Origin of the sequence: Pseudomonas sp. 13159349 (genome assembly GCF_013305685.1) — a bacterium.
GTDB lineage: Bacteria > Pseudomonadota > Gammaproteobacteria > Pseudomonadales > Pseudomonadaceae > Aquipseudomonas > Aquipseudomonas asiatica.
In genome coordinates, this window is the sequence record NZ_CP045553.1 from 5,678,226 (window position 1) to 5,690,197 (window position 11,972).

Here is an 11,972-nt window from a genome sequence, read left to right on the forward strand (position 1 = left end):
CTCTGGATACTGCTTTCTATTCAGGTGCGAAGATCTTACCCGGATTCATGATGCCGTTAGGGTCGAACACGGCCTTTATTGCCTTCATGCAGGCAATTTCTTCGGGCGAGCGGCTATAGCCCAGGTAGTCACGCTTGGTCATGCCCACACCATGCTCGGCGGAGATCGAGCCGTTGTAGCGCTCGACGATCTCGAACACCCACTTGTTGACCTTGGTGCACGAGGCGAAGAAGTCGTCCTTGCTCATGTGCTCGGGCTTGAGGATGTTCAGGTGCAGGTTGCCGTCGCCGATGTGGCCGTACCACACCACTTCGTAATCCGGGTAATGTTCGGCGACGATGGCATCTATATCGCGCAGGAACGCTGGCACTTTCGACACCGTGACAGAAATGTCGTTCTTGTACGGGGTCCAGTGCGAGATGGTTTCCGACAGGTACTCGCGCAGTTTCCACAGGTTTTTCAGCTGGGTCTCACTCTGGCTCATCACCCCGTCCAGCACCCAGCCTTGCTCGACGCAGTGCTCGAAGGTGGCCAGGGCTTCGTTGGCCACCTCCTCGGTGCTGGCCTCGAATTCCAGCAGCGCATAGAACGGGCAGTCGGTCTCGAACGGTGCCGGCACATCGCCACGCGCCAGGATCTTGGCCAGGCCCTTGTCGGAAAAGAACTCGAAGGCGGTCAGGTCCAGCTTGCCCTGGAAGGCATGCAGCACCGGCATGATCGAGTCGAAATCCGGGGTCCCCAGCACCATCGCGGTGAGGTTGCGCGGCGCACGGTCCAGACGCATGGTGGCCTCGACCACGAAGCCCAGGGTACCTTCGGCACCGATGAACAGCTGGCGCAGGTCGTAGCCGGTGGCGTTCTTGATCAGGTCCTTGTTCAGCTCCAGCAGCTCACCCTTGCCGGTCACCACTTTCAACCCGGCCACCCAGTTGCGGGTCATGCCGTAGCGAATCACCTTGATTCCGCCGGCATTGGTGCCGATATTGCCGCCAATCTGGCTGGAACCGCTGGAGGCGAAGTCCACGGGGTAATACAGGCCCTGTTCTTCGGCGTAGGCCTGCAGCTGGCGGGTAATCACCCCTGGCTGGCAGACCACGGTGCGGTCGAAGGCATTGAAGCCGAGAATCTGGTTCATGTAGTCGAAGGCGACCACCACTTCGCCATTGGCCGCCACGGCGCCTGCGGAAAGCCCGGTACGCCCGCCAGACGGCACCAGCGCCACCTTGTGCGTATTGGCCCAGCGCACGATCGCCTGCACCTGCTCCACCGTCTTGGGAAAGACGATGGCGCTGGGTGCCGGTGGGTAATGCTTGGTCCAGTCCTTGCCATAGGCTTCCAGGGAAGCTGCGTCGGTCAGGACCTTGCCAGGGTCGACAAGGGTCATCAGTTCATCAATTACAGCGGGGTGGGTCATCGCTGGAACTCTCGACTTATTCATAGTCACCCTGAGCACTCTTCACCTGTCGGGATAAGCTCAGATTGTGTCGCGTATGCTAGCATAGCCCTCCCGCTGTTCATGCTAAGGCCGCCTTTGCGCCTGGCATCACCCTCGCCATTTTTTCTCCGGGATACAGGTTTACGCAGATGAGCAAGACTTCTCTCGACAAGAGCAAGATCCGGTTCCTTCTTCTTGAAGGTGTGCACCAGAACGCGGTCGATACCCTCAAGGCCGCCGGCTACACCAACATCGAATACCTCACTGGTTCGCTGCCGGAAGCCGAGCTGAAGGAAAAGATCGCAGATGCCCACTTCATCGGCATCCGTTCGCGCACCCAGCTGACCGAAGAGATCTTCGACTGCGCCAAGAAACTGGTCGCCGTTGGCTGCTTCTGCATCGGCACCAACCAGGTCGACCTGGAAGCTGCCCGCGAGCGCGGTATCGCCGTGTTCAACGCGCCATACTCCAACACCCGTTCGGTAGCCGAACTGGTACTGGCCGAAGCCATCCTGCTGCTGCGCGGCATCCCCGAGAAGAACGCTTCCTGCCACCGTGGCGGCTGGATCAAGAGCGCGGCCAATTCCTTCGAAATCCGCGGCAAGAAGCTGGGTATCGTCGGTTACGGCTCGATCGGCACCCAGCTGTCGGTCCTGGCCGAGAACATGGGCATGCAGGTGTATTTCTACGACCCGTTGACCAAGCTGCCACTGGGCAACGCCGTGCAGGTCACCAGCCTGCACGAGCTGCTGGGCCTGGCCGACATCGTTTCGCTGCACGTGCCTGAGCTGCCGTCCACCCAGTGGATGATCGGCGAGAAGGAAATCCGCGCGATGAAGAAGGGCGCGATCCTGATCAACGCCGCACGCGGCACGGTGGTCGAGCTGGACCACCTGGCCGCCGCCATCAAGGACCAGCACCTGATCGGCGCCGCCATCGACGTGTTCCCGGTGGAGCCGCGCTCCAACGACGAGCAGTTCGAAAGCCCGCTGCGTGGCCTGGACAACGTGATCCTGACCCCGCACATCGGTGGTTCCACTGCCGAAGCCCAGGCCAACATCGGCCTGGAAGTGGCCGAGAAGCTGGTCAAGTACAGCGACAACGGTACCTCGGTATCCTCGGTCAACTTCCCGGAAGTGGCCCTGCCGGCGCACCCAGGCAAGCACCGCCTGCTGCACATCCACGAAAACATCCCGGGCGTGCTCAGCGAAATCAACAAGGTCTTCGCCGAGAACGGCATCAACATCTCTGGTCAGTTCCTGCAGACCAACGAGAAAGTCGGTTACGTGGTGATCGACGTTGACGCCGAGTACTCCGACCTGGCGCAAGAGAAGCTGCAACAGGTCAAGGGCACCATCCGTTCCCGCGTGCTGTTCTAAGTTCGCTGGCGGCATGAAAAAAGGGAGGCCCTGGTGGCCTCCCTTTTTTTGCCTGTGACATTGGTGTCGCTTGCTTCGCGGGCTTGCCCGCGAAGAGCTCAACCCCTATTTCACGTCGACAGTAATCTTCTGCGACACGACGCTCGGCTTGAACGGCACGTGATACTGGTCACCCAGCACCAGCTGCAGGGTGTGCTTGCCTGGGGTCAGGGTAATGCTGGTTTCGGTCTGCGCCTTGCCGAAGTGCAATACTTGCGGGCCATCCGGCAACGCGGTGCCGGCCTGTGGCATCAGGCTGGCCGGCAGGGCCATGTCGGCCACCGGCTCTTTATCCACATCCACCAGCAGGTGGTGGTGGCCGGAGTGCGGGGTGTTGTCACCCGCAGGCTTGAGCGCCATGCCCTCGATGCCGAACTTGACGGTGAAGGTCTTGTCGACCGTGGCGCCATCGGCGGGGGAAACGATGAAGACCTTGGCATCCTTGGGCGGCTCCTGGCTCTTCAGGGCATCTGCGGCACTGGCGAACATCGACGCTCCCATCATCAGACCAGCAACGGCAGCACGCGAAAATAGGCTGTTCATTCACTTCTCCTGTGATTCACTTATTGACCGCCGCCAGTATTCCAGTGGCGGCGGTGGTTCACCTTAGTTGATATGTTTGCCCAGATGTTCACATCCTCAGGCAGAAATATTTCAATCAGGGTTAAACAATGCCGAGGCTTCAAGGTCATAGGCTGCGCTCGACCACGGCGAGGAAGAAAGCCGTGGCGAAGGTTATTCATCTGCCAAAGAGAAAAGGGGCTTTAATGCGTTCGACCATAGGAGTAATGCTGGCGATACTGATCACGCCATTGGCTCAGGCCGAGCTGATAGACGAAATTGCCGACCGGGGCGAACTGCGCATAGCCGTACAGGCCGACAACTCGCCGTACGCATTCAAGGAAAATGACCACCTGAGCGGCTTCGAGATCGACTTCGGCCAGGCGCTGGCCAAGGAACTGGACCTGCGCGCCGAGTTCATCGAAGCCCCTGCGGCAGAGGTACTGCCCGGTGTCGAGAGTGGCAAGTACGACATCGCACTGACCCCGTCGAGCGAATCGCCCAAAGGTGACGGCCAGCTCGATATGAGCCTGCCGTTTGGCGAGAAGCAGCTGGTGATCCCGTTCCAGAAGGACAACCCGGCGTTCGAGAGCGCGGTGAACAATGCACTGCAGCGGCTCAAGGACAGCGGGCGGACTGCCGAGCTTGAGCAGAAGTGGTTCAAGGGTGTACCTGAGACTGCGGACGGGCAGTAAGTTCTTTATTGCCTGTACTGGCCTCTTCGCGGGCACGCCCGCTCCCACAGGTTAATCACAGGCCCGGGAGCGGGTGCTATCCCTGTGGGAGCGGGCGAGCCCGCGAAGAGGCCAGTACAGGTTCAAGCAGAAAACTCAATCAGAGCCTGCTGTGCCTCGTCCAGCTCCAGCTCGCTGAACACCAGCACCCCCGCCCGCCGCAGCAATGCCGTGGTCACCCCTTCCCCGGCCACCTTCACACCACTGAACGTGCCGTCATAGGTCAACCGGTTGCCGCACGAAGGGCTCCCAGCCTTCAGCACGGCCACACGAATGCCATGACGGCGCACCAGCTCCAGCGCCCGCTGCACCCCGGCCAGGAACTCGGTGCTGACATCCTCGCCCGTAACCGTCAGTACCCGCGCGCCACCGTCGAGCACCTCCCCACCCTGCCCGCCCGGTATCTCTGCCGGCGGCCGTGGGGTCGGCAAGCCACCCGCCACTTCCGGGCACAACGGCACCACGCGTCCTTCCGCCTGCCAGCGCTGCAACAGGTCGGGGTGGCCGCTGGCGCGGCCGTCATAGCGCACCGGCTGCCCCAGCAGGCAGGCGCTGACCAGCACCTTGGGCAGGTCAGAACAGGTCATTGCCACGGCGCCGGAACCAGCCGGTCAACGACAGCCGCTCACGCCCGGCCGGCAGCACCTCATGGGGCACCTCGCCCGACAGGAACACTACCAGGCAGCCCGCCACCGGCTCGACATCATGCTCGACACCATCCGCCAGGAACATGCGCAACTGGCCACCGTCCTGCGGCTGCCAGCCTTCATTCAGGTACAGGACTGCCGACACCATGCGCCGGTCATCATCGCGGAAGCGGTCAAGGTGCCGGCGATAGAACGCCCCTGGCGGGTACAAGGCAAAATGGCACTCGAAGTCTTCCAGGCCAAGGAACAGGCCCTGGTTGATGGCCTGGCGCAGCTGGTCCATGGCGCTCAGGTACTGGTCGCAGGCCTCGGCCTGGCCGGGGTCGATCCACTGGATCTGGTCGCCGCGAATGGCCTCGCGCACCTCCTGGGCAGCACCGCGCCCAACCCCTGCAGGGTTGAGTTCGCCTTCGGCATCACGGCGCCGGCACTCGGCCGCGAGCGCACGCACCAGGTCGGCAGGCAGAAAAAGCGCCTGCTGGGACCAGCCATGGGTGGCCAGATCGTCGACGACGGCCGCAAGCATCGGGTGTTCAGGGGAGATGTGCATGGCGCGCATCATATCCATTAGCCATGCCGGCGCACAGCGCCACTTGGCCGAGAAGCACGCGGATATCTCGACAAACCGGCGCCCGGCCACGGACAATAGCCACCTGCCGACAGGAGTCCTGAATGCGCCGTCTGTTTTCCCTGATTCTGCTGATGATCTGCACCGTGCCTGTCTGGGCAGACAACCTGGATCAACTGTACAAGGCCGCCGGCTGGCCCGACCAGCGCGCCCATTTCAATGATGCCCTGACCGCTGCCCAGGAACGCTACCGCAACAGTTTGCCACCCGCCGTGTACCAGGCGCTGGTAAACAACAGCAACCAGCGCTTCCAGGCCCAGGCGGTGGACCGTCGCGCCCAGGCGCAGCTGCGCGCAACCTTGGCCAACCCGGCACCGGCGCTGGCTTTCTTCCGGTCGCCGCTGGGGCGCAAGGTGGTGGCTGCGGAGCTCAAGGCCACACGCAAGGACGAACTGGCCAGGAATGCCAAGGGCTTGCCGAAGATCCAGGCCAGCGATGATCGCCTGCTGATAATCGGGCATCTGGCCCAGGCCCTGCCGGCGCGCGAAGCCGGCGCCGAAGTGAGCCTGGCCATCGCCGGCGTGGCTGCCGACAGCCTCAGTTCGATGATCCCCGGCCTGTTCGGCGGCGGTCAGGCCCAGGGCCTGCTCGATGGTCAGCGCCAGCGTCTGATGAGCCAGATTGGCGAAGACCTCAACAACACGCTGCTGTATGTCTACCGCGACCTGTCCGATGCCGAGCTGGAAGAGTTCGCCACCTTTGCCGAGTCGCCGGACGGCAAGGCTTACTACCAGGCAGCCCTGGCCGCTGTACGCGCAGGCCTGGCGGTTGGCCAGAGCACCAACGACCTGAAGTGATCAGTTCAGGCGCTGGTCGATGAAGTCGAAGTAGCGCTTGCGAATGCCAGGTAGCTCGTTGGCCAGGTGGTGACGGGCCTCGGGCAGCATCAGAATCTGCGGCTCGGCAAACTTGGCCTTGAGTACTTCGAGGTTGTACGGCCAGTCCACTGTGCCATCCGCTTCTCCTTGCACGATCAACGGCCGCCGCGAGCTGCGCGGCGCGGCTTCGATACGCTTGACCCAGGCAATCAAGGCGCCCACCCAGGCGGTTGGCAGACGGCGCGGTTGCAGCGGGTCGGCTTCGAGGAACGGCAGGAAGGTCGGGTCATTGGTGTTCTCGCTGAAACGCCGCTCGATGCCACTCACGAAGTGGCGCAGCACCCGATAACTCAGCTTCGACCAGCGCCAGGCACAAGGCCGTACCAACGGTGCCAACAGGATGACCTGACCATCGATGGGGCTGCGCGCGCCCTGGTTCAACAAGTGGTCCACGGCGATGGCGCCACCGGTGCTTTGCCCGCACAGGTGCCAGGGGCGCGGCAGTTGCAGCGTGCGCGCCTGTTCGAGCAAAGCCTCCAGCACCTGCTGGTAAACCGCGAAATCACTGATGCTGGCCCGCTCGCCGCTGGACAGGCCATGGCCGGGCAGGTCGCAACTGATCACGGCGAACCCCTGTTTGAGCGCCCAATCGATCACGTGACGGTAAAGCCCCATGTGATCGTAATAGCCGTGCAGCAGAAACAGAGTCGCGCTCGGCTGCTCGGGTAGCCAGGCCTGCCCGACCAGATCGAACCCCGCGGCCTGGAAGCCGCCCAGCCAACTGTGAGCCGACAGGTTGAGGCCATAGAAGCGCTGGTAGTCTTGCGCCTGCGCCGACAACGGCTGGCGAACGGTCAGCGGCGCCAGGCTGGTGCGCAGGAGGTCGGGATGAAAGGCAGCGGGCATCGGGTACATCCACAGTGAAGCAAGTATTGATCTGGGATATTCAGCTCTGGCTGGCGTCGTGGCAAGCTTGCTCGATTTCAGGCCGATAGCGGTATCCCCCGGTAGGAGCAGCCTTGTGCTGCGAAGAGGCCGGTACTGCCACAACAACTCCCTCAGTCATGCCGGCCCTTTCGCAGCACAAGGCTGCTCCTACAGAGGGCCGCGGAAACTTCATGAAGACTCGGATCATCAAACCGCTGTGCACGGCAATCGCCCTTCTGGTCGGCGTGACCATCCTCTGGCAGGCCTACACCACCTTCCAGGCCCGCTACCTGCGCCCGTTCGACAACCAGGCCACGCTGTTCGACGGCAGCCAGCTGCAGTTGCCCCCCGAACTGGCAGGCCCCGGCCCGATCCGGGTAGTGCATTTCTGGGACCCGGCCTGCCCGTGCAACGTCGGCAACCAGCAGCACCTGGGCGACCTGGTCAGCCGGTTCGCCAGCCAGGGCGTGACCTTCCACGTGCTGCAAAAGCCCGACAGCCACGGCCAGCTGCCAGCCAACCTCACCGCCCTCAAGCCACTCGCCAGCCTGCCCGGCAGCGAACACCTGCCCGCCTCCCCGGCCGTGGCCATCTGGGACCGGCAAGGCCACCTGGCCTACTTCGGCCCCTACAGCGAAGGCGCGGTGTGCAATGCCAGCAACAGCTTCATCGAGCCGATCCTCAAGGCGCTACTCGACGGCCGCCAGGTGAGTGCCTCAAATACCCTGGCGGTGGGCTGCTACTGCCCCTGGGCCGGCTGACGCACCCGCGCAGGGTTGCCCACCACCACCGCCCCAGCCGGCACATCCCGAGTCACCACACTACCGGCACCCACCACGGCGTTATCGCCAATGGTCACCCCCGGCAGGATGATCGCCGCGCCGCCGATCCACACGTTGTTGCCGATGGTCACCGGCCGGCCACTCTCCAGCCCAGTGCGGCGCACCTCGGGGTCGAGCGGGTGGTCGGCGGTATAGATCTGCACGTTGGGGCCGATCTGGCAGTCATCACCGATACGCACCGGCAGCACATCGAGGATCACGCAGTTGAAATTCATGAAGGTGTTGCGGCCGACGCTGATGTTGTAGCCATAGTCGCAATAGAACGGCGGGCGGATCACCGCGCCTTCGCCGACCTGGCCAAAGTGCTCTACCAGGAGCCCATGACGTGCGTCGTTGAGCAATTCGACACTGCTGTTGTAGCGGTGCATCCAGTGCTTGTTGGCGATCTGCTCGGCCTGCAGCTCGGGGCAGCCAGCGTGATAGAGCTGGCCTGTAAGCATTTTCTGTTTTTCGCTGAGGGACATGGAAACTCCTTCCTGGGGCTATGCTCTGGTCGCGAATCCGCCGATCATCGGACCACATTTTTCGCTTGAACGCACAAGGAGCCTGCATGAAGCGCAGCTTGACCCTGTTGGCCGTGATGGTTGCCGTGGCCGCCGGCGCCGGATACTGGTACGTGCAGGGCAAGCTGCCGCAACGCGAGGGCGAGGTGGCCATTGCCGGCCTGCAGGCGCCAGTCAGCGTGCGCTACGATGCCCGCGGCGTGCCGCACCTGCAGGCGCAGAGCGAGCCGGACCTGTATCGTGCTCTCGGTTACGTGCATGCCCAGGACCGGCTGTTCCAGATGGAGATCCTGCGCCGCCTGGCCCGGGGTGAGCTGGCCGAGGTGTTGGGCGACAAGCTGCTGCCCACCGACATCCTGTTCCGCAGCCTGCGCATTCGCGAACAGGCAGCACTGATGGCCAAGCGTCAGGACCGCCAGTCACCCGCCTGGCAAGCCCTGCAGGCCTACCTCGACGGGGTGAACAGCTGGCAGGCCAGCCACCCAAAACCCGTGGAGTTCGACCTGCTTGGCATCACCCCACGCCCCTTCAGCGCCGAAGACACCCTGAGCATCGCCGGCTACCTGGCCTACAGCTTCGCCGCCGCGTTTCGCACCGAGCCCGCGCTGACCTACATCCGCGACCAGCTGGGCCCTGAGTACCTGAACATCTTCGATCTCGCCTGGCAGCCCGAGGGCGCCTTGGGTACACCGCTAGCTGCTGCCGACTGGCAAAGCCTGGAGGCCCTCGCCCACCTCACCCATGACGCGCTGGGCGATGCGGGCATCCCGCAATTCGAGGGCAGCAACGCCTGGGCCGTGGCCGGCAGCCGCACCCGCAGCGGCAGGCCGCTGCTGGCCGGCGACCCGCACATCGGTTTTGCGGTGCCGGCGGTGTGGTACGAGGCCGAGCTGTCGGCGCCGGGCTTCAACCTGTATGGCTACTTCCAGGCGCTCAACCCGTTCGCCCTGCTCGGCCACAACCGCGACTTCGGCTGGAGCCTGACCATGTTCCAGAATGACGACGTCGACCTGATCGCCGAGCGCACCAACCCTGCCGACGCCAACCAGGTGATGGTCGATGGCAAATGGCAGGCGCTGGAAAAGACCGAGCAGCAGATTGCCGTCAAAGGCGAAGCACCGGTCACCCTCAGCCTCCGCCGCTCGCCCCATGGCCCGATCGTCAACGACGTGCTGGGTGCCACTGCCGGGCCCACGCCAATCGCCATGTGGTGGGCGTTCCTGGAAACCGAAAACCCGCTCCTCGACGGTTTCTACCATCTCAACCGCGCGGATACCCTGGGCAAGATGCGCGAGGCTGCGGCCAAGGTGCATGCGCCAGGGCTGAACCTGGTCTGGGCCAATGCCCGTGGCGATATCGGCTGGTGGGCGGCGGCGCAGTTGCCGATCCGCCCCGACGGCGTCGACCCCGTGTTCATCCTCGATGGTGCCAGTGCGCAGGCGGACAAGCTCGGCTTCTACCCCTTCAGCGTCAACCCCCAGCAGGAGAACCCGGCACGCGGCTACATTGTCTCGGCCAACTACCAGCCTCCAGCAGCAGTGCCGATACCCGGTTACTACAACCTGCCGGACCGAGGCCGCCAGCTCGATCGCCACTTGGCCAACCCCGACGTGAAGTGGGATACCCAAAATAGCCAGGCGCTGCAGTTGGACACTGGCAGTGACTATGGTCCGCGCACCCTTGCACCACTGCTGGCAACGCTGCGCGCAGTGGCCGAAGGTGACGAAGAGAAGGAGCTGGTCGAGCAACTGGCAGCCTGGAGCGGCGACTACCCGCTCGACTCGACCAGTGCCACGCTGTTCAACCAGTTCCTCTACGAGCTGGCATTCGCGGCCTTGCATGACGAGCTGGGCGACACCTGGTTCCCGGTGCTGATCAGCACCCGCGCCATCGACGCAGCCCTACCGCGCCTGGCGGCGGATGCCGATTCGCCGTGGTGGAACACCCGCGGAGCCAACCAGCGCACCGACCGTAACGCCGTGGTGCGCATGGCGTGGCAGAACACCTTGAAGCACCTGCGGGAAACCCTGGGCAACGACCCGGCCAGTTGGCAGTGGGGCAAGGCCCATACCCTGACCCACAACCACCCGCTGGGGGTCAAAAAGCCGCTGAACCTGCTGTTCAACGTCGGCCCGTTCGCCGCACCGGGCACCCATGAAGTGCCGAACAACCTCTCGGCGAAGATCGGCCCGGCGCCATGGCCGGTGACCTATGGGCCGTCGACGCGGCGGCTGGTCGACTTTGCCGATGCCGGGCAGGCGCTGACCACCAACCCGGTCGGGCAGAGTGGTGTGCCGTTCGACAGGCATTTTGCGGATCAGGCCGAAGGTTATGTGCAGGGGCAGTACCAAAAGGCGCAGATGGGGGTGATTCCGGCGCAGAGTACCTTGCGTCTGGTGCCAGCCCATTCGCAGCACAAGGCTGCTCCTACAAGAGACCGCGATCCCCTGTAGGAGCAGCCTTGTGCTGCGAATGGGCCGCAAAGCGGCCCGCGACAATTTCGAATACCCTACAGCGCTCCCAGCCGAGACCCATTCCATGCAAAGACACTTCATCGAAATCGACGGCGCCCGCATGAGCTACATCGACCAGGGCCAAGGCTTCCCGGTCCTGCTCGGCCACAGCTACCTGTGGTCCGCCGAGATGTGGCAGCCGCAAATCGAAGCCCTGTCAGCACACTTCCGCGTCATCGTCCCCGAGCTTTGGGGCCACGGCGGCTCCGATGCTCCGCCTGCCACGACCATCGACATGAGCGCCCTGGCCCGCCAACATCTGGCACTGCTGGACGCCCTGGACATTGGCAAATGCCACTTGGTCGGCCTGTCGGTCGGCGGCATGTGGGGCGCGCAACTGGCCCTTGAACACCCCGAGCGGGTGGACCGCCTGGTGCTCATGGACACTTACCTGGGCGCCGAGCCGGAGGAGACTCGGCTCAAGTACTTCGCCTTGCTGGATGCCGCCAGCGAAGCCGGCGAATTCAGCGACCTGCTGCTCGACATCATCGTGCCTATATTTTTCCACGCAGGCGGCCAGACCGTGCCTGAAATCCGTGAGCGGTTTCGTGCTCAGCTGAAGGCAAGCAGTGCACAAACCATTCGCGAGAGCCTTGATCCCATGGGGCGGATAATCTTTGGACGACACGACCTTCTGGAGCGACTCGAGCAGCTGCCGAGCGAGAGAACCATCCTGATGTGCGGCGACCAGGACATTCCGCGGCCGCCGGAAGAGTCCAATGAAATGGCGCGAATCGTTGGCTGCCTGGCGGCGCAGATTCCGTTTGCGGGGCATATCTCCAGCCTGGAGAACCCGCGGGTGGTGAATGAGTTCTTGCTGAATTGGCTACCGCGTAACCGTTGAAGTCATTGGGGCCGCCTTGCGGCCCTTCGCGGGCTCGCCCGCTCCCACAGGGCCCTGCATACGCCGATCAATGTGGGAGCGGGCAAGCCCGCGAAGGGCTGC

The 11,972-nt window shown here is 63.6% G+C and carries 12 protein-coding genes; 6 read left to right on the top strand and 6 right to left on the bottom strand.

Translation table 11 applies throughout. The annotated features are described in order from the left end of the window. Nucleotides 1-16: 16 nt before the first annotated feature. A complete protein-coding gene (locus GEV38_RS26035; RefSeq protein WP_015272192.1) occupies nucleotides 17-1,414 on the bottom strand; it encodes an FAD-binding oxidoreductase in 1,398 nt (465 codons plus the stop codon). Between the two features lie 170 nt (nucleotides 1,415-1,584). On the opposite strand from GEV38_RS26035, the gene serA reads away from it, so the two are divergent. Beyond that, nucleotides 1,585-2,814 (top strand): phosphoglycerate dehydrogenase, encoded by a 1,230-nt coding sequence (gene serA, locus GEV38_RS26040; protein ID WP_003258542.1) that lies wholly within the window; start codon nucleotides 1,585-1,587, stop codon nucleotides 2,812-2,814. 105 nt (nucleotides 2,815-2,919) lie between these two features. Here serA and GEV38_RS26045 read toward each other — a convergent pair whose 3' ends face one another. After that, the gene (locus tag GEV38_RS26045; protein ID WP_015272193.1) at nucleotides 2,920-3,396 is read right to left on the bottom strand and encodes a DUF4399 domain-containing protein; all 477 of its coding nucleotides are present in this window, start codon (nucleotides 3,394-3,396) and stop codon (nucleotides 2,920-2,922) included. A 224-nt stretch (nucleotides 3,397-3,620) separates the two neighbouring features. On the opposite strand from GEV38_RS26045, the gene GEV38_RS26050 reads away from it, so the two are divergent. Then, the gene (locus tag GEV38_RS26050) at nucleotides 3,621-4,109 is read left to right on the top strand and encodes an ABC transporter substrate-binding protein (RefSeq protein ID WP_054573404.1); all 489 of its coding nucleotides are present in this window, start codon (nucleotides 3,621-3,623) and stop codon (nucleotides 4,107-4,109) included. A 122-nt stretch (nucleotides 4,110-4,231) separates the two neighbouring features. Here GEV38_RS26050 and GEV38_RS26055 read toward each other — a convergent pair whose 3' ends face one another. Further along, on the bottom strand, nucleotides 4,232-4,735 hold the full coding sequence (locus GEV38_RS26055; protein WP_054573405.1) for a DUF523 domain-containing protein: 504 nt from the start codon (nucleotides 4,733-4,735) through the stop codon (nucleotides 4,232-4,234). Next, a complete protein-coding gene (locus GEV38_RS26060; protein ID WP_054573432.1) occupies nucleotides 4,722-5,354 on the bottom strand; it encodes a 2OG-Fe(II) oxygenase in 633 nt (210 codons plus the stop codon). Before GEV38_RS26060 ends, GEV38_RS26055 begins: the two co-directional genes overlap by 14 nt. 113 nt (nucleotides 5,355-5,467) lie before the next feature. On the opposite strand from GEV38_RS26060, the gene GEV38_RS26065 reads away from it, so the two are divergent. Continuing rightward, nucleotides 5,468-6,220 (top strand): DUF2059 domain-containing protein, encoded by a 753-nt coding sequence (locus tag GEV38_RS26065; protein WP_015272197.1) that lies wholly within the window; start codon nucleotides 5,468-5,470, stop codon nucleotides 6,218-6,220. Here the strand turns inward: GEV38_RS26065 and GEV38_RS26070 are convergent, their stop codons facing one another. Continuing rightward, nucleotides 6,221-7,147 (bottom strand): alpha/beta hydrolase, encoded by a 927-nt coding sequence (locus GEV38_RS26070; protein ID WP_054573406.1) that lies wholly within the window; start codon nucleotides 7,145-7,147, stop codon nucleotides 6,221-6,223. Between the two features lie 212 nt (nucleotides 7,148-7,359). Between GEV38_RS26070 and GEV38_RS26075 the strand changes: the two genes are divergently transcribed. Next, nucleotides 7,360-7,929 (top strand): DUF6436 domain-containing protein, encoded by a 570-nt coding sequence (locus GEV38_RS26075; RefSeq protein ID WP_015272199.1) that lies wholly within the window; start codon nucleotides 7,360-7,362, stop codon nucleotides 7,927-7,929. Here GEV38_RS26075 and GEV38_RS26080 read toward each other — a convergent pair. Beyond that, nucleotides 7,908-8,474: a sugar O-acetyltransferase gene (locus GEV38_RS26080; protein ID WP_015272200.1), complete on the bottom strand. Its 567-nt coding sequence runs from the start codon at nucleotides 8,472-8,474 to the stop codon at nucleotides 7,908-7,910. The genes GEV38_RS26075 and GEV38_RS26080 overlap by 22 nt on opposite strands. Before the next feature lie 86 nt (nucleotides 8,475-8,560). Between GEV38_RS26080 and GEV38_RS26085 the strand changes: the two genes are divergently transcribed. Both GEV38_RS26085 and GEV38_RS26090 read left to right on the top strand, forming a co-directional pair. Next, nucleotides 8,561-10,966, top strand: a complete 2,406-nt coding sequence (locus tag GEV38_RS26085) for a penicillin acylase family protein (RefSeq protein WP_054573407.1) — start codon at nucleotides 8,561-8,563, stop codon at nucleotides 10,964-10,966. An 85-nt stretch (nucleotides 10,967-11,051) separates the two neighbouring features. Beyond that, nucleotides 11,052-11,870, top strand: a complete 819-nt coding sequence (locus GEV38_RS26090; RefSeq protein ID WP_054573433.1) for an alpha/beta fold hydrolase — start codon at nucleotides 11,052-11,054, stop codon at nucleotides 11,868-11,870. Nucleotides 11,871-11,972 lie beyond the last annotated feature (102 nt).